A 21,297-nucleotide genomic window follows, 5' to 3' on the forward strand; every position below is an offset into this window, starting at 1 on the left:
AATGGATAAAGCTTATGCTAATGTACGTTTTGCTGATTTAACCGTATTATGTGCAAGCATCGTAATCGTCATTGGACCGACTCCGCCAGGGACTGGTGTGATATAAGAAGCTTTTTCTTTTGCCTCTTCAAAATCAACATCTCCAACAAGCTTTCCATTATCCAAACGATTGACGCCTACATCGATCACAATAGCGCCTTCTTTAATTTGGTCAGCTTTAATAAAGTTTGCTCGACCGACGGCAACAACTAAAATATCCGCTTTCAACGTATGTTCTGAAATATTCGCTGTTCTTGAATGGCAATAAGTAACCGTTGCGTTTTCGTTTAACAGTAATTGTCCTACTGGTTTACCGACAATATTGCTACGTCCGACAACAACGACTTCTTTTCCAGAAAGACTGACGCCCGTTTTATTTAGTAATTCAACAATGCCTGCTGGTGTGCATGGAAGGAATGTGTCTTCCCCAAGGAGCATTTTCCCGATATTCAATGGATGGAAACCATCAACATCTTTTTCAGGTGAAATACGTTCAATCACGGCTTTTTCAGAAATATGTTTTGGCAGTGGAAGCTGAACAAGAATCCCGTGGAATTGATCGTTCGCATTGTACTGATCAATCAGCTGAAGCAATGCTTCTTCTGTTAAAGAAGCATCTAAATGATCTAGCTGGAAATGCATCCCCATTGCTTCTGCTGCTTTTTTCTTCCCGCGTACGTAAGAAAGTGAAGCCGGATCATCACCGATTAGAATAACGGCAAGACCAGGTGTGACACCTTTTTGTTTTAGCTCTTCTACTTCTTTTGCTAATTGCTCACGCTTTTCTTTTGCTGTTTCTTTCCCATCGATGATTGTTGCTGTCATGTCGATTCCTCCTATTGCTGCTTTAGGTCGTTTTTAATGTTTGAAAGTACTCCATTTACAAATTTCGATGCTTTATCGTCACCGAATAATTTGGCCAGTTCAATCGCTTCATTCATTGAGACACTAACCGGGATATCTTCTTGATACACCATCTCGTACACAGACAGCCTTAAAATGGCTCTGTCTACGTTTGCAATACGATCGAGTTTCCAATTCACTAGATGCTGTGAAATCATGTCATCGAGCTTGTCCTTTTGTTCAAGCACACCGAAAACCAGCTCCTCGAAAAAAGGATCTGATTCTTGTTCATCCAGCGCATGTGTAATGGCCTCTTTCGGATCAATATTGCTCACATCAATTTGAAATAATGTTTGTAGCGCCTTTTCTCTTGCAGTTCTTCTTTTCATTATTTACTCCTTTAACCACTTTATCCGCTTGTCGTTAAGCCATACAGAGATCATAACATATTTTGACCGTGGTCGCACCAAGATCCATGCGAGCTGTGACGAAAAACGAATCAATCAACGTGTGAGATCTTTATTATTCGGAAATGACCCAAAAATGGGCTTTAAAAAACCAAAGAGGCAATGCCTCCTTGGTTTCACTTGAACTCTTTTTTTACATTTCTTGATCTACTTCAGCCTCAGATGCTTTAGTATCAAATTGAATACCAACGACATGAATATTGATTTCATTAATCGTTAAAGCAGTCATGTTCAAAAGAGTTTGACGGATATTTTCTTGTACAGCAGTGGATACCTTTGGAATGGATAGGCCAAATTCAACCACACAATATACATCGATTGTGATGCCTTCATCAGAGACATCTACTTTCACACCTTTACGGTGATTTTTCTTACCAAAGCGTTCTGCTACATCAGCAGCGAAATTGCCGCGCATTTCGGCAATGCCTTCGACTTCTGAAGCGGCGATCCCAGCAATGACCTCAATCACTTCTGGTGCAATTTGCACTTTTCCCAATTGATCTTCATCAAGGTTCATTTCAAGCAAATTGTTTTCTGACACGATCATTCACCTCCGAAAGCTGTGATTATTTCATGATTTGGTATGTTTCTAAAAACTTCGTATTAAAATTACCACTCACAAATGTTTCATGCTCAAGCAATCTTAGATGGAATGGGATCGTTGTGTAGACTCCTTCAATGACGAATTCTTGAAGCGAGCGTTTCATTCTCGCAATCGCTTCTTCTCTCGTCTTACCATATGTGATCACCTTTGCAATCATACTATCGTAATATGGCGGAATCACATAGCCCGGATAAGCGGCAGAATCAACACGTACTCCTAGACCGCCTGGCGGAAGATACATTTTAATTTCACCAGCTGAAGGCATGAAGTTTTTCTCTGGGTTCTCTGCATTAATACGGCATTCGATTGCCCATCCTTCATATACGACATCCTCTTGTGTAAGAGAAAGCTTCTCACCTGATGCGACTTTAATTTGTTCTTTGATCAAGTCAACACCTGTGACCATTTCTGTTACAGGATGCTCTACTTGAATACGGGTATTCATTTCCATGAAGTAGAACTTCTCTTCATTATAATCATAAATGAATTCGACTGTTCCAGCACCAGTGTATTCAACAGCTTCTGCAGCTTTTACGGCTGCTTCACCCATTTGCTCACGGATGTCTGCATTCAGCGCTGGTGATGGCGTTTCTTCAAGAAGCTTTTGCATTCTTCTTTGAATCGAGCAATCACGCTCTCCTAAATGAATGGTATGGCCATGCTGATCTGCAAGCACTTGGATTTCCACGTGTCTAAAGTCTTCAATGAACTTTTCTAAATAGACGCCAGGGTTACCAAAGTTTTGCGCTGCTTCCTGCTGCGTGATGGTGACACCGTTAATAAGCTCTTCTTCGGTACGAGCTACACGGATTCCTTTACCACCGCCGCCGGCAGTTGCTTTTATAATCACAGGATACCCAATACTTGCTGCTGTTGAAACAGCATCATCAAGATCTTTTACAATTCCTTGAGAACCAGGAACAATTGGAACGCCAGCATCTTTCATTGTTTCCCTTGCGACATCTTTCGTTCCCATTTTGGAAATCGCTGACGCAGTTGGCCCAACAAAGATGACATTGCATTCCTCGCAAAGCTCTGCGAAGTCTGCATTTTCAGCAAGGAAGCCGTATCCTGGATGGATGGCATCTGTCCCTGTTAATTTGGCTACACTAACAATATTCGTGACATTTAAATAACTATCTTTTGAAGCAGTCGGTCCGATGCAATATGCTTCATCAGCCATTTGAACATGAAGCGCATCGCGATCCGCTTCAGAAAATACCGCAACTGTTTCAATTCCAAGCTCTTTACAAGCGCGGATAATTCTAACTGCGATTTCTCCTCTGTTTGCAATTAATAGCTTTTTAATCATGATCGTACTCCTTACTCTGCTTTCACTAGAAAGAGGGGTTGTCCGAATTCTACAAGCTGACCGTTCTCAGCTAATACTTCGACGATTTCACCTTTTACTTCTGCTTCGATTTCATTAAACAGTTTCATCGCTTCTACGATGCACACAACTGTGTTTTCCTTCACCTTAGAACCTGATGTCACATATGGATCTGCTTCTGGTGAAGATGAAGCATAAAATGTGCCAACCATTGGGGATGTGATTTTATGCAGATTTTCAGACGCAGCTGCCTCTTGTGCAGGGGCTTCGGTCTGAGCTGGAGCTTGTGCTTTAGGAGCTTGTTGAGCTGGAGCTGCTTGGACAGGAGCCACTGGTGCCGCTACTTGCTGAACGACTTCTTTATTTTTCTTCAGTTTGATTTTTGCACCTTCGTTTTCGTACGTAAATTCATCAATTGTTGATTCGTCAATTAATTTAATCAGTTCATGAATTTCTTCAATTTTTAACATGGATTTGCACCCCTATGTATGGATTTATCTTTTTCTTTATAGGCTAGTACTAAAAGTACATACTATAACCATCTTACAGGAGGATTTCATTGAATTCAACTACTATTGTGGCGAAGCGCTTTGCGAGAGCACCTTGGAGAGGGCGCCAAACCGCATCAAAAAACGCCCTTTACGGCAAAGGGCGCCTGTTCATTTTTTATTCATTGGAGGGCTCAAAAGTGACCGCTACGTTATCAAGACCTCTCATTTCTTTTGTGACCATATCAATAATATCGGCCGCTTGGGACTTTGACTTTTTGTCAGAACGAACTGTGATGCTCACTTTATCTCCCTCTGCACTCACTAGCGCATCTTTATAACCTTTTGTTTTAATTAAGGTTTCGAGCTGACGCTCCGTTCCTTCTGCTTCACTAAGCGCTGTCATTTGGTCATACGCTTCGCTTTTTTCTTGTGCTGTTGCATCATCACTGGATACGATTTCGTTGAACTCTTCACGCTGTTTGCTTCGTTTATCTTCAAGCTCTAATCTGTATGTTGTAAAAAGCTCATCGTCTGTTTGCTCTGACACAGCCTTTCCTTCTTCACCGCTTGTTTCGATATCCTCTTGTTTACCATTTGTTTCTTTGTCAGTGGACTTCTCATCAGCGCCTTTTTCCGTTCCTTTGTCCATCCCTTTTTCTGGTTCAGTCTTCTTCTCTTCCGTTCCTTTTGATTTCATCTCTTCTACTGTCACTGCATTTTCACCTTGTGGAGACATGATATAGTACACACTTAAGACGACAACTAAACTTAGCATCGTTAATAGCCAAACCGTTTGTTTTTTTAACATCATTCCGAATCCTCCTTGATTTTTTTAGGGGCAACAGCCACTCTATGGCTCGGTACATCAAGCACTCGTGTAACCGCTTCAATGATGGTTTTCTTTATTTGAACGTTGTCTACTCCTTGAGCAACAACGAGAACACCTCGAATATCTGGTTTTTTCGTTTGCACCACGACTGGCGTTTCTTCATTGCCATTTTTGATGATGACGATTTCTTCTTCTTTTGTTTGATCGGTGACACTTCGCACGCCGCCTTCTTTATCTGTTTCTTCGGTCGTTGTGCTTTTATTGGATTTATTTTTTTCAAACACTTTTAAAGAAGTGGCGTCTACATTGACCACAATCGATACATCCTCAACGCCAATAATGGTCTCTAAAATTTCTTTCAGCTGATTTTCGTATTCTTGCTCCACATCTTCAATCGAATTCTTTGATTTACTTGACGATGCCGGCTTGAATACCTCCTGCTCTTGTGAGGTTGTTTTTTTAGAAGTAGGAACAGCAGCTTGTTCTTTGCTTGATGGCGGTGACAAGATCTGACTGACTAACATGAAAGATACGCCGATGATGAATACAAGCAGCAAGTAATGGTGCTTCGTTAATTTTGGTTTCCCTTCACCTTTTTCAGGCGGCTGCAAGAATGATTTCAGCTTTTGTTTCCAGTCCTTGTTATTCATGATCTGCTGCGTCACCTCCCTCAATGTTCAGCGCAATGTGCTCAGGACTCGTATTCCAAACATCAGCAAGCGTCTCTTTCACCCTCTTGATCTCTTTGCTAGAAGATCCAGCGCTTTCCTCCTTTTGCCTGGAGAGATCAATGTCCACCTTTGCCACCGTTTCTACAGCATCACCTGTGAGCGGGGAAAGAACTGCTTTGATGCGAAATTGATCCGCCTCCATATTCTGATCCAGGTGCTCTTCATCTGCCAGCACTTCTACGTGTTTCATTTCATAGCTCTCCTTCTCCAGTGGCTCCTTTGCGCTTTTTTCTAGTTGGACAGCCATTTGCTTTAAAATATATGCACGCTGAGAGGCTTGTATTTCTTTTTTTTCTAAATTCATCTGATTTTTTATTTCTTCTGACTGTGCTTCTTCCTTCCCCTTCATCAATTCTGAGAAAATTTGGTCAGGGTCTGCCCGAAATAAAGCAAAAATCGGATTGAGCATCACCACAATCAACAGGAGGCTGACGACCATTTTGGCATATTTTTGCATGCTTGAATTGGGAAGCAGCAGATCAATGACAATCGCAAATAAGATAAAGAGAATAATACTTGTGATCCATTCCGTGAGAAAACTCAAAAGGTGTCCCCTCCTTACTTCATCATCATGGTCAGGTTGCCAGCAGTGATAATGACGGTAATGCTTAAAAAGAACATGAGCGACACGACAGCAAGTGCAGCAAAGATATAAAGCACACTTTTTGAAATGACATCAAGGCAGCTGATAATCGGTCCGCCTCCTAATGGCTGAAGAATGGCTGCGGCAAGCTTATATATAAGGGCTAGGGAGAGCACTTTGATCGCAGGGAAAGCGGCAATTGAAATGAGAATAGCAACGCCAACAAGTCCGACCGTATTTTTAAGTAATACAGAGGCACTGATGACGGTATCCGTCGCATCTGTAAACATTCTGCCAAGGACGGGGATGAAATTTCCGGTAATAAATTTGGCTGTACGAAGTGCGATACCATCCGTAACCGCAGCAGATGCACCTTGCACAGAAATGACGCCAAGAAAGACAGTTAAAAAAACGGCTAACCCGCCTATCGCCACATTTCTTAACAGCTGGGCAAGCTGGGTAACCTTGTATTGTTCAGTCAGCGTACTGACAATGCTCAATATCGCTGATAAAAAAATAAGCGGAAGAACGACATATTGAATAAAAACGCCGCTCGTATTCATTAAAAATAAAATAACAGGATGAAAGAATCCGGCTGAGACAAGCCCGCCTGATGAAGCAATCAGTGCTAATAACAGAGGAATAAGAGCAAGAATAAAACTGGTCATCGTTTGAATCGCTTCTGTTGCATAAGAAATCGCCACATGAAAGCTGTTGAGTGCAATAATGATCAGCACCATATAAACAAGTGCGTATGCGACTTTACTGACAGTGCTTTGTTCAAATGCATTCTGCAAAAGCTGTAAAAGCGAACAAAAGATGGTGAGTAAAATCAGTGTACCAAGGAGCTTTCCGTTTGCGATGACCTCGTGAAAAAGATAATGAACAAAGGCTTTCAGCCATGTCTGGGGAGACAGCTCTTTATCACCATCAATCATTTCCTTCACTGTTCCTTTTTGGCTTTCTGGCAGAAAGCCGCCATACTCGTCCAATATGGTTTCCCAAAAGTCACTAATGGAATGAAGCTCAAGTGCATCAGCCTGTCCAGTTGCCACTTCTTCTGCTGCTGGTGCTTCATTTGATAACGGCTCTTTTTCTTCTGCACCTGCGTGCGGAGCGAACAGCCAGAAGAAAAGCATCAGTCCCATAACAGCTGTCACCCGTTTCATTGTCATCACCTCTTTTCAATTAAGTCATGGACGGGATCATACCTAAGATGGTCTCAATGATGACTGTTAAAATGGGGACTGCCATGACCAAGATGAGAATTTTGCCGCCAAGCTCTATTTTTGATGCAATGGCGCCTTGTCCAGCATCTTTTGTCAGCTGGGCGCCGAATTCCGCAATATAGGCAATGCCGATAATTTTTAAAATGGTTTCAACATACTTCATATTGACGCCGGCACTTGCCGCAATTTTTTCTATCATCGAGATAATGGCATAGATTTGATCTATTAAATAAAGAAAGATCACACACCCTGTAAATACAACAAGCATAAAGGCGAAGGTTGGCTTTTGTTCTTTGACGATTAATGCTAAAAAAGTAGCGATTAAACCAAGTCCAACAATTTGTATGATGTCGATTTGTAAGCCCTCCCCTATCCTTGAAATAGAAATACGGCTTTAATCTTTTTAAACAAATCATCTACAATGGTTGCCACCATAAACAAAATGTAGATAAACCCAAGCAGCGTGACCCACTGAGCGTACTCCTTTTTCCCCATTTGATCTAAAATCGTATGGAGGAATGCCACAACGATGCCTACTCCCGCAATTTGAAAAATGACGTTTACATCAACGCCCATGCTCTCGACTCCCTTCCTCTCACATCAATAAAAGAATCAGTAGTAATCCGCTTAAAAATCCGAGGCTTCTGACCATTTTTTCATTTTTGGCTTGGGCGATTTCAGCTTCCTTCTCCTCCGATTCCAAATGACCTAAAGCAAGCTTGATATATTTTTGCTGAGACGTGACATCATGCTGGCCAAGTGTTTCTCCAAAGTGCTTCAGTGCCTCATATTCGCCTTTTTTTAAGACGGTTTTTTTCCAAACATCCTCAAGACTCTCATTCCATGCATGCCGTGCGGAAAAGGTTCCGACTTTCAGCTTTTCTGCAAATTGTTCAAATAACCGATTCACAGGAGGACCTACTTGCGACGCAATTTGCTCTGCTGCACGCGCTAGCGGTGTTTGACCATACATAATTTCAGCTTCAAGAGACTGGAGCGCAAACCGGAGCTGCCGAATTTGTTTCGGCCGGTCGCTATATCTTTTGGCAAACTCGAACCCTCCCCAAGTCGTAGCCGCGATAATCAAGATAGCGCCAATGAGCTTTAACATACGTCCACTCCCCGCCTCCATTTCATCTCTTGTCCGCCTTGGTCATATATCCGCCCGATCGTGCCGGGACCGTCCTTGCGATTTAATTCAACATAACGTTCAAACACTCGAAGCTCCCATAACGGCTTCAATGATGGACGTTTATACACATTTTCAAGTGAATAGCCATGAACGGAAACGATAATGGTGACCCCAGCATGAATCGCTTCTAAAAGTGCCTGCACATCCTCGCGTTTTCCGATTTCATCGACGATCATGACCTCTGGACTCATAGACCGAATCATCATCATCAAGCCCTCAGCCTTTGGACATGCATCGAGCACGTCAACCCGGTGTCCAAACTGGTGCTGCGGCACCCCTCTTATACACCCAGCGATTTCTGAACGCTCATCTATAATGCCTGTTTTTTTAGGAGGAATTGCTTTTGTGCCTGTACTAGCCAGTCTTGCTATATCCCGCAACAATGTCGTTTTCCCTGTTTGCGGTGGACCGATGATCAGTGTATTGCACCAGTGCTCGTCATATAAATAGGGAAGAAAGGGAAGCGCAATCCCGACTTTTTCTTTTGCGATGCGGATATTAAATGAAGAGATATCTCTTAATCCTTTGACAATGCCGTTTTCAACGACTACCTTTCCTGCAAGTCCCACCCGGTGTCCGCCTGAAATGGTGATGTAGCCTTGCTTTAGCTCTTCTTCAAGTGTGTACATACTATAATTGCTCAGCCTGCCTAATAGCTGAGACGCATCTTCTCCTGTTGTGTGATAAGAAAGAAAGCGCGGTTTTCCTCTTTGCATTAATTCAATAGGACGATCCGTGCGAATGCGGATTTCTTCTATTTGATCCCATTCTGCTTCTTTTAGCAGTCTAAGTTCTTGTCCAATCGAGTGCGGGAGAATATCCAACAAACTCCGCAACGAATTCCCCTCCTTTTTTTCTTCTCTAAAATGTATGATGGGAGACGTTAATTATGCCAAGCCGTTTTACTTATAGATCCCAACAAGAATAAATACGACACCAATGAAAATAAAGACGAGCTTGGCATAGGATAACTGCCCTGCGATTTGATAGATTCCAATCGTCATCGTGATAATAAAAATGAGCGGCCCAATGATCGCCAATATACTATTGATGACAACCGCTTTTCGAACGTCATTTGTGACTAAAATGAGGATGGCGGCCGTCAGTTCAATCGCTGCCGATAAAAACCTCATGCCTGCCATCGCAGCGACTGATGGATGTAGACCTGGGAGAAATTGTTTCATATAGAACCTCCAGCTTTTTTTACACTATATGCTTGTCTAGCTGGAAGTAGTCTTGTTTTTCAGGAAGGAAAAGAGATGAATGAGAGAATTGAGAGAAGGCCTGCCTTTTGGGGAGTCTTACATGTTTTACAATAAAAAAAGACTGTAAACACGAGGTTTACAGTCTTTCTTCATTTATTACGCTCTTGACACGTATGAACCGTCTGATGTATTAATGACTAGTTTATCTCCTTGGTTCACAAAGAAAGGAACGTTGACGATTAAACCAGTTTCTGTTTTTGCAGGTTTTGATCCGCCTGATGTTGTGTCGCCTTTAATACCAGGCTCTGTTTCTACTACTTCTAGTTCTACCGTGTTTGGAAGTTCTACTCCAAGTGTTTCAGCACCGTACATCACAATATGAACCGACATATTTTCTAGCAAATATTTCAGCTCATCTTTAATTTGTGTTTCACTTAGTTCAAGCTGCTCATAAGAACTTGTATCCATGAAGACATGCTGGTCGCCATTTGCATACAAGTATTGCATTGTTTTTGTTTCGATTTGAGCTTTCGCTACTTTTTCGCCTGCACGGAATGTTTTTTCTTGAATGGCACCAGTACGCAGGTTACGCAGTTTCGAACGAACAAACGCTGCGCCTTTCCCTGGCTTTACGTGTTGGAAATCCACTACACGCCAAATACCGCCGTCCACTTCAATTGTCAGGCCTGTACGAAAATCGTTTACTGAAATCATTTTGTCATCCTCCTACATTTCACCATCATAATATGATAAGTTCTTTCGGTGAGTGGGTCAATCGTTTATTGCCGTCAGCTGTCAGGACAATATCATCCTCAATTCTCACGCCGCCGACATCCGGTAAGTAAATTCCCGGCTCAACTGTCACGACCATTCCTTTTTCTAAGACGACCTCTGATCGTGAGGAAAGGCCTGGCGCTTCATGCACTTCCATCCCTAGCCCGTGGCCAGTTGAATGCCCGAAGTATTGACCATAGCCATACTTTTCAATGATGTCACGTGTGATGCGATCAGCTTCTTTTCCTGTTAAGCCAGGCTTGATTCTATCCACACCAGCGTTTTCTGCTTCTAATACGATATGATAAATTTCCTTTAGCTTATCGCTCGGTGTGCCAACAGCGATCGTTCTTGTCATATCAGAGCAATACCCTTTATAGTAAGCACCGAAATCGAGTGTGACTAAATCACCAGATTCAATCACCTTTTCACTCGCTCTTCCGTGCGGCAGGCTTGAACGAACACCTGAGGCGACAATCATATCGAATGAAGATCCTTCAGCGCCTTCTTTTCTCATGAAAAATTCAAGCTCGTTCATGACAGCAATTTCCGTCAAGCCCGGCTTGATGTAAGTGAGAATATGATCAAAGGCGTGATCTGCAATCTTCGCAGCTTCCTCTAATATCTTAATCTCTTCACTAGACTTAATCAAGCGCAACTTTTCAACTGATTCTGAGACCGGAACAAGCTCAATATCACCTGCTTTACCTGCATACTGCTGGTAAGTGGCAAATGTCATATGGTTTTGTTCAAACCCAAGGCGTTTGATCCCAAATTCCTTTGCCGTTTGAGCTGCGGTTTCTACGTTGTTTCCTTTATGTTCAATAATGTCGAAGCCTTTTACTTGGTCCTTCGCTTGCTCTGTATAACGGAAATCCGTGATAAAAGCTGCCCGGTCCTTTGAAACAACGGCGAGACCGGCTGAGCCAGTAAAGCTGGTCATGTACTGTAAATTAAAGCTGCTCGTAATGACTAGACCATCGATCTCTAATTCAGATAAAAGTGTTCTTAACTTTTCGAGTTTCATGATACTGCTCCCCCTTCACTCACTAAATAACGAATCGCCAATTTATACCCTTCTAAACCAAGACCAACGATTTGCCCTTGGCATACTGGAGCAAGTACAGAATGATGGCGGAATTCCTCTCTCTTATGAACGTTTGAGATATGTACTTCAACGACGGATAAAGAAATACTTGCAATGGCATCTCTCAGGGCATAGCTGTAGTGTGTAAAAGCCCCCGGGTTAAACACGACTCCATCGTACTGGTCTTCTGCTTCGTGGAGCGCATCAATCAAATCTCCTTCGTGATTTGATTGAAAGAACGTTAACTGGATATTGGCTCTTTCTGCAAACTGGAACAAATCTGTCTCTAAATCTGTCAGCGTCTTACTTCCGTAAACAGCCGGCTCTCTTTTGCCAAGCCTATTTAAATTGGGCCCATTCAGTACAAGAAAATGAGGCATACAACCACTCCTTCACCCTAATTCAATCTATATCGAGATCTGTTTCTTTTTCCTTAGAAACCTTTCGTTTCCAAAAATATTTTATCATATGAATAGGTGATTTACACTTTATTCTGTCTTTTTCCCGAGTGCCCTCGCAAGCTTTTGACTCGTTAATTCATTATATTCAAACGAAATACTGTATCCGACAAACATACCGTATAAAATATATAGGCAAAATGTCGTGACGATGGTGCTTTGCTGCAAATCCTGGACTTGCTTTACATCTGGGAAAATGGGATTAAATACGTAAAAAACGAGCAGCCATAAAAGCGCGCCATATATCAGCCCCATCCAATAGCCTTTGATCCGTTTCAAAAGCCCATAATAAATAAAGGCTGCTCCGATCGATAAAACCCCTAAAAGCACAATGCTGATAAAAGTACCAAGTCCGCCCTTTTTCCACTCTCCGAGCACAAAAGGCTGAAGGAGCATATTGGGACTCACCTCTGAGAAATGAAACATATGGGTCAGAAACCCGATAAAGCCCCAAAAAACACCGCCAACAAAGCCTGTCGCAGCTGCTCTTGCCAATAGCGATGACGTTTGTACAGACTGATTGTTCTCTTCTTGGTTTTTCTTTTCATCACGTTTCATTTGTGAACACCTCCAGCAAGTAGTATGTCCAAAATGTCATAAAAAAAAGGATTTCCATCCGTGAGTGTAAAATTTTTATAACAGGGTATACTGGCTAAAAAGAGGTAGATAGAATTCTAGTAGATAATCGACCTGTGCGCTAGTGATTTCCCCTCATTTCCTGTACAATAAAGGTATAAGGAAATGCATGTAAATTACAGGAAACAGGCAGGTTGATGAAATATGTCCAATCAAACAAAACCTCCAGCATATGGAGGGCAGGCAGTTGTCGAAGGTGTCATGTTCGGAGGTAAAAAGAACTATGTGACAGCGATTCGGCGTAAGGATCAGTCCATTGAGTTTTTAAAGCTTCCCCGGACCTCCAATAAACGAACCGCCTTTCTCAAGAAAATCCCCTTTGTCAGGGGTGTTGCTGCACTTGTTGAAGCAAGCGCAAATGGCAGTAAGCACTTGAACTTCTCCAGCGAGCGCTATGACTTAGATCCTTCAGAAGATCATACTCTTGAAAAAGAACAAAAAAGCTCGAAATTATCTATGATTTTCGGCATTGCTGTGATCGGAGTTCTCTCTCTTCTCTTTAGTAAATTTGTCTTTACCCTAGTACCTGTCTTTTTAGCTGAACTTGTGCGGCCTGTCTTTTCAGGGAATTTCGCACAAATCGCAGTGGAAACATTCTTTAAACTGGTCCTGTTATTAGGCTATATTTACTTTATTTCCATGACCCCTTTAATTAAAAGGGTATTTCAATATCATGGCGCAGAACATAAAGTCATAAACTGCTATGAACAGAATCTTGACATCACAGTGGAAAATGTCCAAAAACAATCACGACTTCATTATCGATGCGGTAGCAGCTTTATTTTATTCACTGTCATTGTCGGAATGTTCGTCTATTTACTCGTACCGACAGATCCTTTATGGGTGAGAGTTCTGAATCGCTTGGCGCTCATTCCGGTTGTTCTCGGCATTTCATTTGAAGTGCTTCAGCTTACGAACAAACTCCGAGAAGTGCCTGTGCTGAAAGTGCTTGGCTATCCTGGCCTTTGGCTGCAATTGCTCACAACAAAAGAACCCTCTGACGATCAAGTCGAGGTAGCCATTGCAAGTTTTAATGAACTTCTTCGTTTAGAGGAAGCGTCTCTGAAACAAGCGTCAGATTCTGCTCATCAAGTGATCTAACTTATAAATCCGGTAAATTCCTTCGGAGGTGGACAGTTATGAATCGCCGAGTACATCCTGCTTTTACCATTATTTTCGCTTTAGGTGTTTTGGGATTTGTGTATTTACTCACAACGAATCCAGGCAGACTTTTTACAATGCTGCTATCAGTTGTGATCATTGGAGCGGTTATGTTTTTCCTATTTAGATGGCTGATGAATCGAAGAACTGGAACAGAAGGCAATCTTTATCGTAAAGCAGTCAAACAATCAAAACGTCGCTACCAGCAGCCTAAACCAAAAACGAAAAGCCAGATGAAAAATCGGGTCACTCATTTGCGAAGCGTGCCGACTGACCACAAGTCTAAGCCCGTCCTTCTCAAAAAGAAAAGCCAAACACAGTTAACTGTGATTGAAGGCAAGAAAAACAAAAAGAAGAATCGCGCTTTGTTTTAAAATGTCCAGCTTTTTAAAAATTGCTCGGCCTTCTGTCTGCCTAGATCGACGAGCGCCTTTTTCTTTTCTGTCATCAGCTGAAAATCAGTGGCAATGACGTGTTCCACTGGAATAAAAATAACATGACGTTCGTGTTTTGTGGCAATGTGTCTTTCGTCATGAGCACCACGCATCGTTTCAAAAAGAGCGCCAAACAGTTCAAACGCATTGCGGATGGAGTGTTGAGGGCGTTCTTTTTCGTTTGGGGTTAATGTGACACCGACGAATGGTCTTTTTTTCTCTTCGGCAAACAACCAAATTGGAAAATTGCTAAGCACGCCTCCATCCACAATGGTACAAATGCCTTTTGATGACTTTAGTTTGACAGGCTCGAAAAAATACGGCAGACTGCAACTCATCCGGATTGCCCTTGCAACAGAAAAGCGCTCTGGATTTAAGCCGTATGAAGGAAGGTCGTCTGGCAGAACGAGGATTTTCCCATTTGTTAAATCAGAGGCAACAATTTTCAGCGAATCTTTTTTGAGATCCCCAAATACGGTGACCCCCTTTCGTTTCAACACATCTGTCAGCCATTTTTCCAGCCGGTCGCCTTTGTACAGACCGAGGCGCCAGTAAATGGAGACCCACCTAAGCATTTTAAACGGAATGAATTGACATCTCCTATCAAGCAAGTGATGTTCATCCATTTCATCTAAAAGCTCCCGAATCTCCTGACTTGTAAAGCCTGCTGCGATGAGTGAAGCAATGATCGCTCCAGCACTTGTACCAGCAAGGCGGACAAATTGATATCCTCTTGCTTCAAGCGCTTCATAGGCACCCGCAAGTGCTGCCCCTTTAATGCCTCCACCTGAGAACACACCATCTATCTTCATCAAGGAGCCCCCTTTGATATCACGCTATTAATAGTGTAAGAGCATATGCTTTCAATTAGAACTTTAATCAAAAAGGACACCCTCAGCATGGGTGTCCTTTTTCTTAAGATTCTTGATTTGTTTGTTCGTTTTTCTTTTGAATCGCTTTCAGCTGAACAGATCGCTCGTCGTTTTCTTCAAAGAATTGAACGAGATCGCCGATGCGGTCAATGCTGTTCCAGCTGAGATGATGTTCAATGCCTTCTACATCATCATAAATTTTCTCTTCGTCTACACCAATGATTCTTAAAAATTGCTCTAGCAGTTCATGTCTGTATACGAGACGTTTTCCAATTTTTTTGCCTTTCGGGGTTAAAATTAGACCACGATACTTCTCATAAATGAGGTATTCATCTTTATCTAGCTTCTGAACCATTTTTGTTACAGAGGAGGGATGGACAGCGAGTGCTTCTGCAATATCAGAGACTCTGGCATATCCTTTTTCTTCTATCAGCATATATATTTGTTCAATGTAATCTTCCATACTAGGTGTAGTCATAAAACCCCTCCATAATGCACCTTTACTTAATAATCATAACAATTCTACACCATCGCCCTTTAAAAAACAAGGAGTGTCCTTTGTCCTAACGCTTGTAATTCCACTCGTCTGAGGCATATTTCGTTTTGGCAAGATGGTGGACAAATGCTAACTCTTCATCTGTCAGCTCATAAGGCACAAGCTCAATATTTAATCCTTTTTCAAATCCTCGTTTAAACGCCACACGCGCATCGTCTATTGTACAAGTTCGGTTTGAGATTTCATTGATGGCGACCGCTTTGTTTTTAAAGCTTCTCTGCATCCGCTCTCTCACACGGTCGTTTGGATAAAGAAATAAATCGAACAGTTTGTCCTCATCAAGGTCAATTAAGATGGAGCCGTGCTGGAGGATCACTCCTTTTTGTCTCGTTTGAGCACTGCCTGCTACCTTTCTGCCTTCTACGACAAGCTCGTACCAGGAAGGGGCATCAAAGCATACAGACGATCTTGGATTTTTTAAGCTTTCTTTTTCTTTATCTGTTCGAGGAATGGCAAAATACGCATCGAGTCCCAGTTCTTTAAAGCCCTCTAAAATGCCTTCTGAAATGACGCGGTACGCCTCTGTCACCGTCGCCGGCATTTCTGGATGTTCCTCTGACACAATCACGCTGTAGGTCAGCTCCTGATCATGAAGAACCCCACGCCCTCCAGTTGGTCTGCGGACAAACCCAAGGCCATAGCGCTCGACTGCTTCCATGTTAATTTCTTTTTCAACATGCTGAAAATACCCAACAGACAATGTCGCAGGATTCCATCCATAAAAGCGGATGACAGGCGGGATCAGCTTCTCACTATGCCAATAAAGCAAGGCTTCATCCATTGCCATGTTAAAGGCAGGGTCTTGATTTCCTGTATCAATGAAACACCATTTCTCTTTTTGCATATAAAAATCCCTTCTCTTTTACGTAGTCAATGTTAGATGATGGTCATGACCACCGATATTCTCTCTCCATCAGTCTATCAAATAGGGAACGAATTGAAAATAATTCTTACCATTTATGATGACAAGTTTCTTTTGCTTTACTATAATAGTATTTGTCTAAAACGTACCATCAGACAGGCCACTGTGCTGATGCTCAAGAAGGAGTCGAGTTGTATTGTCAATGTTCAACTATATCGTCCTCTCACTTTGTGGACTTTTCGTTCTTTATTCTGTCGGCAGCTACATTTATCAGCAGCGTATTATGAAAACGCTGACGGAAGAAGAATTTATTAAAGGTTACCGCAAAGCTCAACTCATTGATGTGAGAGAGCCAAATGAGTTTGATGGCGGACATATTTTAGGGGCAAGAAACATCCCCCTTTCCCAGCTAAAGCAGCGCAAAAATGAAATTCGTCCTGACAAGCCTGTTTATCTTTATTGCCAAAACAATTTGAGAAGCGGAAAAGCAGCGCAAACGTTACGTAAAAACGGCTGTCGTGAGATTTATAATTTAAAAGGCGGCTTTAAAAAATGGGGCGGCCGCATTAAAACGAAGAACTAACAAAAAAGACTCTGGGAGCATGATCCCCCTGAGTCTTTTTTCTTTATCTTTCAAAAACGAGAACTGGATTCCGGGCAGCCTTTGTTTCGTCCATTCGTTTGACGACCGTTGTATGCGGCGCTTCCTGCACGACTTCTGGATTCTCTTCCGCTTCTTTTGCAATCTGAATCATCGCTTCGATAAAGGCATCAAGTGTTTCTTTTGATTCTGTTTCAGTTGGTTCAATCATGATGCATTCCTCTACATTGAGCGGGAAGTAGATCGTTGGCGGATGATAGCCAAAATCAAGTAATCGCTTGGCAATATCCAGTGTGCGTACACCTAATTTTTTCTGACGTTTACCTGAAAGGACAAATTCATGCTTACAGTGACGGTCAAATGGCAAATCGAAATGAGTACTTAAGCGGCGCATCATATAGTTCGCATTTAACACGGCATTATCAGTGACAGCCTTTAAGCCGTCTGGGCCCATAGAGCGAATATACGCGTATGCTCTGACGTTAATGCCGAAGTTACCATAGAACGGCTTCACTCGGCCAATTGATTCTGGTCGATCATCATCGAAGTAAAAGCGGCCTTCTTTCTTCACAAGCACCGGCTTTGGCAAGTACGGAATCAAATCCTTTTTTACGCCTACAGGACCTGAACCAGGGCCTCCGCCTCCATGTGGACCTGTAAAGGTTTTATGAAGATTTAAGTGAACGACATCAAATCCCATATCCCCCGGTCTTGCTCTACTTAAAACGGCATTCAAGTTCGCTCCATCATAATAAAGCTTGCCACCAGCTTCGTGAACGACTTCAGCCATTTCTAAAATATTTTCTTCGAATAGGCCAAGTGTATTCGGATTCGTCAGCATTAAAGCCGCAGTTTCTTCATTGACAACACGGCGCAGGTCCTCTAAATCAACAAGCCCATTCTCATCAGATGCGACGGTAATGGTTTCAAACCCAGCCACTGTCGCAGATGCTGGGTTCGTTCCATGAGCAGAATCCGGCACAATGACTTTTGTTCGTTTATGATCTCCTCTTGCTTCATGGTACGCACGGATCATCATGAGTCCTGTCCATTCCCCGTGTGCTCCTGCCGCAGGCTGTAATGTCACAGCGTCCATCCCCGTAATTTCTTCAAGATGATCACCTAGATCATACAGCAATTCTAATGCTCCCTGCACAGTGTCTGCCTCTTGTAGTGGATGGACTTGCGCGAAGCCTGCAAGGCGTGCAACCTTTTCATTAATCTTTGGATTATATTTCATTGTACAAGAGCCAAGAGGATAAAATCCGGAATCGACCCCGTGATTACGTCTTGATAATGCTGTATAATGACGCATAATATCAAGCTCAGATACTTCTGGAAGCTCAGCATCATCATGACGGATATACGTGTCATCAAATAAAGCTGGGATTTCCTGTTCAGGCACATCTAAATCAGGCAGGCTATAACCAATTCTTCCTTCTTTGGATAATTCAAAAATAAGCGGCTGATCTTGTTTATTCATGGCGATCCCCCAATTCCTTCATGAACGTATCAATTTCTTCTTTTGTTCTTAGCTCTGTCACGGCGACAAGCATGTGATGTTGAAGCTCTGGGAAGTCTCTCCCTAAGTCATAGCCGCCGATGATTCCTTTTTCAAGCAATCGTTTATTGGCTTCTTTCACAGGTTCTTGTAATTTGATTACAAATTCATTGAAATGGGCCCCTTCTACATCAGCAAGCAGTCCATATGCTTTTGCCTGCGTCTTCGCATAGTGGGCTTTTTGTACGTTTTGATACGCAATGTCTTTGATGCCTGTTTTTCCGAGTGCTGTCATGGCAACGGAAGCGGCTAATGCATTTAATGCCTGATTCGAACAAATATTAGACGTCGCTTTATCTCTTCGAATATGCTGCTCACGCGCTTGAAGGGTTAGTACAAACCCACGAACACCATTTTCGTCTTCTGTCTGCCCGACTAATCGACCTGGCACTTTTCGCATCAACTTTTTCGTCACAGCAAAATATCCGCAATGTGGCCCGCCAAACGCTGCTGGAATACCAAACGGCTGTGCATCACCAACGACAATGTCTGCTCCAAGTTTTCCTGGCGGCGTCAGTAACCCTAGTGTAAGTGGATTACTAGAGACAACGAACAGACTTTTCCCTTGATGGGCAATAGGTTCAATGTCTTTTAACGGTTCGACGACACCAAAAAAGTTTGGATATTGCACAAGAACTGCTGCTGTATCTTCGCAGACAGCCTTTTCTAATGCTGCTAGGTCCGTCTGCCCTTTTTTCGCAGGCACTTCAACAACTTCGATGTGCTGTCCTTTGGCATATGTTTTTAGCACGGCTCTTGCTTCAGGGTGAACCGTTTCAGAAACAACCACTTTTTTCTTTTTTGTATGCCCAGCAGCTAGCATTGCCGCTTCAGCTAATGCTGTCCCGCCATCATACATCGAGGAGTTAGCAAGATCCATACCCGTCAGCTCAGCAATCATTGTTTGAAATTCAAAAATGGCTTGTAGTTCACCTTGCGAAATCTCCGGCTGATAAGGTGTATATGCTGTATAAAATTCAGAACGTGAGATGACATGATCCACAATGACAGGCTGGTAATGATCATATACACCGGCACCAAGAAACGATGCATAGGAAACCGTATCTTTATTCTTTGCAGCTAATCGGGATAATTCCCTTACAAGCTCTGTTTCAGATGCGGCTGGTTTAATGTTGTATGCTCCTTTAAATCTCACTTTTTCTGGGATATCTGAAAAAAGCTCATCAATCGACTGAACGCCGATGACATCCAGCATTTCTTTTTGATCTTGCTCGGTTTGCGGCAAATACCTATGCTTCATCCTCTATTCCCCCTCGTTATTTGGCTCTTTTATAAAATGGTGTTGCGACGATTTTCGCTTTTAGACGTTTTTTGCGAACTTGTACTTCTATCTCTGTTCCAAGCTGCGCCTGAGCAGATTCAATTAAAGCAAGCCCGACATTTTTCTTTAATGTTGGGGACTGTGTGCCCGTTGTGACTACCCCAATCTGCTTTTCTCCTGAAAAGACCGGATAGTCTGTGCGCGGAATCCCTTTATCTATCATTTCAATGCCGACAAGCTTTCGCTTCGGCCCTTCTTCTTTTTGCTTCTTGAGCGCTTCTTTGCCAATAAAATTGGCTTCTTTATCCGTTTTGACAGCAAAGCCAATCCCGCCTTCTAATGGAGAGATATCCTTTGATAGCTCCTGCCCATAAAGCGGAAGTCTTGCTTCAAATCTCAAGGTGTCACGTGCACCGAGCCCGCACGGTATTAATCCTTTTGGTGCGCCTGCTTTTAATAAAGCCGACCAAATGTGGACCGCATCTTCTGACTGGCAGTAGATTTCAAAGCCATCTTCTCCTGTGTAGCCAGTTCTTGAAACAAGCACCTCTTTTTGAGCAACCTCAGCTTTTGATAAAAATGTAAATGGCTTAAGCGATGTCACTTCTTCATCCGCCACATCTTTCATGATGTCAGCGGCAAGAGGTCCTTGAAGGGCTAGCAAAGCGATTTGATCAGAGACATTTTGGATCAATACGTCGTTCTCACCTTGATGCTGAAGCAGCCACTCCACATCTTTTTCAATATTTGATGCATTAATGACAAGCAAATAATCGTTCTTTTCTTTTTGGTAGACGAGCAGATCATCCACTGTCCCGCCATCTTCATAGCACATGGCTGTATATAGTGCCTTGCCGTCTGTCAGCTTAGACACATCATTGGTTAATAACCTTTGTAAAAAAGGAAGGGCATCTTGACCTTTGATTTCCACCTCACCCATGTGAGACACATCAAAAAGCCCTGCCTTTGTTCGAACAGCTTCGTGCTCTTCTTTAATGGAAGAAAATTGGACAGGTAATTCCCAGCCCCCGAAGTCAATGGTTTTTGCGCCAAACGTTTCATACGCATGAAAAAGCGGTGTTCGTTTCAACATCAATCGTTTCCCCCTTTTTTCTTTCAGTGCAGATCACAAGCTGAATTTTCAGAAAAAAATCACAGCAAAAAAGGACAGAGCGCTCCCTTTTATCAAAAAGAAGTCTCTGTCCTTGCACCTGAAAGTTTACAGCACAACATCATTGTGCGTTTTCCCCTTTGGTGGTTTGCTAAAAAAACGATGAGCAAACACTCTCCAGAGTTGCGTCCGGTAAGAGTACTTTTGCCTGAGAGATTCACTGAAACGATTCAGCTTGCTCCTTCGGCGCCTGCCAGTGCTAAATAACCGCCAAGTCTCTCCCCATACCATCATCCGCTCATATTCTTCACATTTATTGGACATACTATCAAAATGGGTGACTTATTTGCTAGATCACT

Annotated in this window: 27 protein-coding genes and 1 riboswitch; of the genes, 3 read left to right on the plus strand and 24 right to left on the minus strand. The window is 42.6% G+C overall.

What is annotated here, in order from left to right:
* Window positions 1-12: 12 nt before the first annotated feature.
* From folD to MHB83_RS16050, 18 genes are all read right to left on the minus strand, one after another.
* Window positions 13-864: a bifunctional methylenetetrahydrofolate dehydrogenase/methenyltetrahydrofolate cyclohydrolase FolD gene (gene folD / locus MHB83_RS15965; RefSeq protein WP_003215670.1), complete on the minus strand. Its 852-nt coding sequence runs from the start codon at window positions 862-864 to the stop codon at window positions 13-15.
* A gap of 11 nt (window positions 865-875) precedes the next feature.
* Window positions 876-1,271 (minus strand): transcription antitermination factor NusB, encoded by a 396-nt coding sequence (nusB, locus tag MHB83_RS15970; protein WP_003216031.1) that lies wholly within the window; start codon window positions 1,269-1,271, stop codon window positions 876-878.
* A 211-nt stretch (window positions 1,272-1,482) separates the two neighbouring features.
* The gene (locus MHB83_RS15975; protein WP_034620383.1) at window positions 1,483-1,890 is read right to left on the minus strand and encodes an Asp23/Gls24 family envelope stress response protein; all 408 of its coding nucleotides are present in this window, start codon (window positions 1,888-1,890) and stop codon (window positions 1,483-1,485) included.
* A 25-nt stretch (window positions 1,891-1,915) separates the two neighbouring features.
* Window positions 1,916-3,265: an acetyl-CoA carboxylase biotin carboxylase subunit gene (accC, locus tag MHB83_RS15980; protein WP_106039244.1), complete on the minus strand. Its 1,350-nt coding sequence runs from the start codon at window positions 3,263-3,265 to the stop codon at window positions 1,916-1,918.
* Between the two features lie 11 nt (window positions 3,266-3,276).
* On the minus strand, window positions 3,277-3,753 hold the full coding sequence (gene accB / locus MHB83_RS15985; RefSeq protein ID WP_003215926.1) for an acetyl-CoA carboxylase biotin carboxyl carrier protein: 477 nt from the start codon (window positions 3,751-3,753) through the stop codon (window positions 3,277-3,279).
* Window positions 3,754-3,949: 196 nt separating this feature from the next.
* A complete protein-coding gene (locus MHB83_RS15990) occupies window positions 3,950-4,582 on the minus strand; it encodes a SpoIIIAH-like family protein (protein ID WP_003216063.1) in 633 nt (210 codons plus the stop codon).
* Window positions 4,582-5,253, minus strand: coding sequence for a stage III sporulation protein AG (gene spoIIIAG / locus MHB83_RS15995; protein WP_003215656.1), 672 nt, complete (start codon window positions 5,251-5,253; stop codon window positions 4,582-4,584). Before spoIIIAG ends, MHB83_RS15990 begins: the two co-directional genes overlap by 1 nt.
* Window positions 5,246-5,878 (minus strand): stage III sporulation protein AF, encoded by a 633-nt coding sequence (gene spoIIIAF, locus MHB83_RS16000; RefSeq protein WP_106035387.1) that lies wholly within the window; start codon window positions 5,876-5,878, stop codon window positions 5,246-5,248. Before spoIIIAF ends, spoIIIAG begins: the two co-directional genes overlap by 8 nt.
* A gap of 14 nt (window positions 5,879-5,892) precedes the next feature.
* Window positions 5,893-7,086: a stage III sporulation protein AE gene (gene spoIIIAE, locus MHB83_RS16005; RefSeq protein WP_003215689.1), complete on the minus strand. Its 1,194-nt coding sequence runs from the start codon at window positions 7,084-7,086 to the stop codon at window positions 5,893-5,895.
* Between the two features lie 19 nt (window positions 7,087-7,105).
* Complete coding sequence (gene spoIIIAD / locus MHB83_RS16010) at window positions 7,106-7,519, minus strand: stage III sporulation protein AD (RefSeq protein WP_095117840.1); 414 nt, start codon at window positions 7,517-7,519, stop codon at window positions 7,106-7,108.
* Window positions 7,516-7,722: a stage III sporulation protein AC gene (gene spoIIIAC / locus MHB83_RS16015; protein WP_003153142.1), complete on the minus strand. Its 207-nt coding sequence runs from the start codon at window positions 7,720-7,722 to the stop codon at window positions 7,516-7,518. The genes spoIIIAD and spoIIIAC overlap by 4 nt, the downstream gene beginning before the upstream one ends.
* Before the next feature lie 19 nt (window positions 7,723-7,741).
* Window positions 7,742-8,257, minus strand: coding sequence for a stage III sporulation protein SpoIIIAB (spoIIIAB, locus tag MHB83_RS16020; RefSeq protein ID WP_342496470.1), 516 nt, complete (start codon window positions 8,255-8,257; stop codon window positions 7,742-7,744).
* Entirely contained in the window at window positions 8,251-9,174 is a 924-nt protein-coding gene (spoIIIAA, locus tag MHB83_RS16025) for a stage III sporulation protein AA (protein WP_342496471.1), read from the minus strand. The genes spoIIIAB and spoIIIAA overlap by 7 nt, the downstream gene beginning before the upstream one ends.
* Window positions 9,175-9,240: 66 nt before the next feature.
* Window positions 9,241-9,522, minus strand: coding sequence for a YqhV family protein (locus MHB83_RS16030; RefSeq protein ID WP_050943774.1), 282 nt, complete (start codon window positions 9,520-9,522; stop codon window positions 9,241-9,243).
* Window positions 9,523-9,699: 177 nt separating this feature from the next.
* Window positions 9,700-10,257 carry an elongation factor P gene (efp, locus tag MHB83_RS16035; RefSeq protein WP_003215497.1) on the minus strand — a complete coding sequence of 186 codons (558 nt, stop codon included), beginning with the start codon at window positions 10,255-10,257 and terminating at the stop codon, window positions 9,700-9,702.
* A 25-nt stretch (window positions 10,258-10,282) separates the two neighbouring features.
* Entirely contained in the window at window positions 10,283-11,347 is a 1,065-nt protein-coding gene (locus MHB83_RS16040; RefSeq protein WP_342496847.1) for a Xaa-Pro peptidase family protein, read from the minus strand.
* The gene (aroQ, locus tag MHB83_RS16045; protein WP_003215787.1) at window positions 11,341-11,784 is read right to left on the minus strand and encodes a type II 3-dehydroquinate dehydratase; all 444 of its coding nucleotides are present in this window, start codon (window positions 11,782-11,784) and stop codon (window positions 11,341-11,343) included. Before aroQ ends, MHB83_RS16040 begins: the two co-directional genes overlap by 7 nt.
* Window positions 11,785-11,892: 108 nt before the next feature.
* The gene (locus MHB83_RS16050) at window positions 11,893-12,420 is read right to left on the minus strand and encodes a YqhR family membrane protein (protein ID WP_212045922.1); all 528 of its coding nucleotides are present in this window, start codon (window positions 12,418-12,420) and stop codon (window positions 11,893-11,895) included.
* Window positions 12,421-12,642: 222 nt separating this feature from the next.
* On the opposite strand from MHB83_RS16050, the gene MHB83_RS16055 reads away from it, so the two are divergent.
* Both MHB83_RS16055 and MHB83_RS16060 read left to right on the plus strand, forming a co-directional pair.
* Window positions 12,643-13,599 carry a DUF1385 domain-containing protein gene (locus MHB83_RS16055; RefSeq protein WP_012010545.1) on the plus strand — a complete coding sequence of 319 codons (957 nt, stop codon included), beginning with the start codon at window positions 12,643-12,645 and terminating at the stop codon, window positions 13,597-13,599.
* A gap of 38 nt (window positions 13,600-13,637) precedes the next feature.
* A complete protein-coding gene (locus MHB83_RS16060) occupies window positions 13,638-14,033 on the plus strand; it encodes an SA1362 family protein (protein WP_003215754.1) in 396 nt (131 codons plus the stop codon).
* Here the strand turns inward: MHB83_RS16060 and MHB83_RS16065 are convergent.
* The 3 genes from MHB83_RS16065 to MHB83_RS16075 form a co-directional block, all read right to left on the minus strand.
* Window positions 14,030-14,905 (minus strand): patatin-like phospholipase family protein, encoded by an 876-nt coding sequence (locus tag MHB83_RS16065; protein ID WP_003215585.1) that lies wholly within the window; start codon window positions 14,903-14,905, stop codon window positions 14,030-14,032. The two genes, MHB83_RS16060 and MHB83_RS16065, sit on opposite strands and share 4 nt — an antisense overlap.
* A gap of 103 nt (window positions 14,906-15,008) precedes the next feature.
* Window positions 15,009-15,443, minus strand: a complete 435-nt coding sequence (mntR, locus tag MHB83_RS16070) for a transcriptional regulator MntR (protein ID WP_003215946.1) — start codon at window positions 15,441-15,443, stop codon at window positions 15,009-15,011.
* An 85-nt stretch (window positions 15,444-15,528) separates the two neighbouring features.
* On the minus strand, window positions 15,529-16,365 hold the full coding sequence (locus MHB83_RS16075; RefSeq protein ID WP_050943772.1) for a biotin/lipoate A/B protein ligase family protein: 837 nt from the start codon (window positions 16,363-16,365) through the stop codon (window positions 15,529-15,531).
* A 220-nt stretch (window positions 16,366-16,585) separates the two neighbouring features.
* Between MHB83_RS16075 and MHB83_RS16080 the strand changes: the two genes are divergently transcribed.
* On the plus strand, window positions 16,586-16,966 hold the full coding sequence (locus tag MHB83_RS16080; protein WP_034620482.1) for a rhodanese-like domain-containing protein: 381 nt from the start codon (window positions 16,586-16,588) through the stop codon (window positions 16,964-16,966).
* 43 nt (window positions 16,967-17,009) lie between these two features.
* On the opposite strand, the gene gcvPB is transcribed toward MHB83_RS16080, so the two are convergent.
* Genes gcvPB through gcvT form a run of 3 tightly spaced genes read right to left on the minus strand, consistent with a single transcriptional unit; the run spans window position 17,010 to window position 20,920 of the window.
* Window positions 17,010-18,467, minus strand: coding sequence for an aminomethyl-transferring glycine dehydrogenase subunit GcvPB (gene gcvPB, locus MHB83_RS16085; protein WP_253622437.1), 1,458 nt, complete (start codon window positions 18,465-18,467; stop codon window positions 17,010-17,012).
* Window positions 18,460-19,806 (minus strand): aminomethyl-transferring glycine dehydrogenase subunit GcvPA, encoded by a 1,347-nt coding sequence (gcvPA, locus tag MHB83_RS16090; protein ID WP_268458396.1) that lies wholly within the window; start codon window positions 19,804-19,806, stop codon window positions 18,460-18,462. Before gcvPA ends, gcvPB begins: the two co-directional genes overlap by 8 nt.
* Window positions 19,807-19,822: 16 nt before the next feature.
* Window positions 19,823-20,920, minus strand: coding sequence for a glycine cleavage system aminomethyltransferase GcvT (gcvT, locus tag MHB83_RS16095; RefSeq protein WP_268458397.1), 1,098 nt, complete (start codon window positions 20,918-20,920; stop codon window positions 19,823-19,825).
* A gap of 204 nt (window positions 20,921-21,124) precedes the next feature.
* Window positions 21,125-21,232, minus strand: a riboswitch (glycine riboswitch).
* Between the last annotated feature and the right edge of the window lie 65 nt (window positions 21,233-21,297).

Origin of the sequence: Bacillus sp. FSL K6-3149 (genome assembly GCF_038630515.1) — a bacterium.
GTDB lineage: Bacteria > Bacillota > Bacilli > Bacillales > Bacillaceae > Bacillus > Bacillus pumilus.

Excerpts from the sequence above, each read along its gene's own strand:
- MHB83_RS16080 (WP_034620482.1), top strand. The coding sequence starts at position 16,586 with ATGTTCAACTATATCGTCCTCTCACTTTGTGGACTTTTCGTTCTTTAT.
- MHB83_RS16060 (WP_003215754.1), top strand. The coding sequence starts at position 13,638 with ATGAATCGCCGAGTACATCCTGCTTTTACCATTATTTTCGCTTTAGGT.
- gcvT (WP_268458397.1), bottom strand. The coding sequence starts at position 20,920 with ATGTTGAAACGAACACCGCTTTTTCATGCGTATGAAACGTTTGGCGCA.
- spoIIIAG (WP_003215656.1), bottom strand. The coding sequence starts at position 5,253 with ATGAATAACAAGGACTGGAAACAAAAGCTGAAATCATTCTTGCAGCCG.
- accB (WP_003215926.1), bottom strand. The coding sequence starts at position 3,753 with ATGTTAAAAATTGAAGAAATTCATGAACTGATTAAATTAATTGACGAA.
- accC (WP_106039244.1), bottom strand. The coding sequence starts at position 3,265 with ATGATTAAAAAGCTATTAATTGCAAACAGAGGAGAAATCGCAGTTAGA.
- MHB83_RS16075 (WP_050943772.1), bottom strand. The coding sequence starts at position 16,365 with ATGCAAAAAGAGAAATGGTGTTTCATTGATACAGGAAATCAAGACCCT.
- aroQ (WP_003215787.1), bottom strand. The coding sequence starts at position 11,784 with ATGCCTCATTTTCTTGTACTGAATGGGCCCAATTTAAATAGGCTTGGC.
- spoIIIAC (WP_003153142.1), bottom strand. The coding sequence starts at position 7,722 with ATGGGCGTTGATGTAAACGTCATTTTTCAAATTGCGGGAGTAGGCATC.
- MHB83_RS15990 (WP_003216063.1), bottom strand. The coding sequence starts at position 4,582 with ATGTTAAAAAAACAAACGGTTTGGCTATTAACGATGCTAAGTTTAGTT.
- nusB (WP_003216031.1), bottom strand. The coding sequence starts at position 1,271 with ATGAAAAGAAGAACTGCAAGAGAAAAGGCGCTACAAACATTATTTCAA.
- efp (WP_003215497.1), bottom strand. The coding sequence starts at position 10,257 with ATGATTTCAGTAAACGATTTTCGTACAGGCCTGACAATTGAAGTGGAC.
- mntR (WP_003215946.1), bottom strand. The coding sequence starts at position 15,443 with ATGACTACACCTAGTATGGAAGATTACATTGAACAAATATATATGCTG.
- spoIIIAE (WP_003215689.1), bottom strand. The coding sequence starts at position 7,086 with ATGAAACGGGTGACAGCTGTTATGGGACTGATGCTTTTCTTCTGGCTG.
- MHB83_RS16050 (WP_212045922.1), bottom strand. The coding sequence starts at position 12,420 with ATGAAACGTGATGAAAAGAAAAACCAAGAAGAGAACAATCAGTCTGTA.
- MHB83_RS16055 (WP_012010545.1), top strand. The coding sequence starts at position 12,643 with ATGTCCAATCAAACAAAACCTCCAGCATATGGAGGGCAGGCAGTTGTC.
- spoIIIAB (WP_342496470.1), bottom strand. The coding sequence starts at position 8,257 with ATGTTAAAGCTCATTGGCGCTATCTTGATTATCGCGGCTACGACTTGG.
- gcvPA (WP_268458396.1), bottom strand. The coding sequence starts at position 19,806 with ATGAAGCATAGGTATTTGCCGCAAACCGAGCAAGATCAAAAAGAAATG.
- gcvPB (WP_253622437.1), bottom strand. The coding sequence starts at position 18,467 with ATGAATAAACAAGATCAGCCGCTTATTTTTGAATTATCCAAAGAAGGA.
- MHB83_RS16065 (WP_003215585.1), bottom strand. The coding sequence starts at position 14,905 with ATGAAGATAGATGGTGTGTTCTCAGGTGGAGGCATTAAAGGGGCAGCA.
- folD (WP_003215670.1), bottom strand. The coding sequence starts at position 864 with ATGACAGCAACAATCATCGATGGGAAAGAAACAGCAAAAGAAAAGCGT.
- MHB83_RS16030 (WP_050943774.1), bottom strand. The coding sequence starts at position 9,522 with ATGAAACAATTTCTCCCAGGTCTACATCCATCAGTCGCTGCGATGGCA.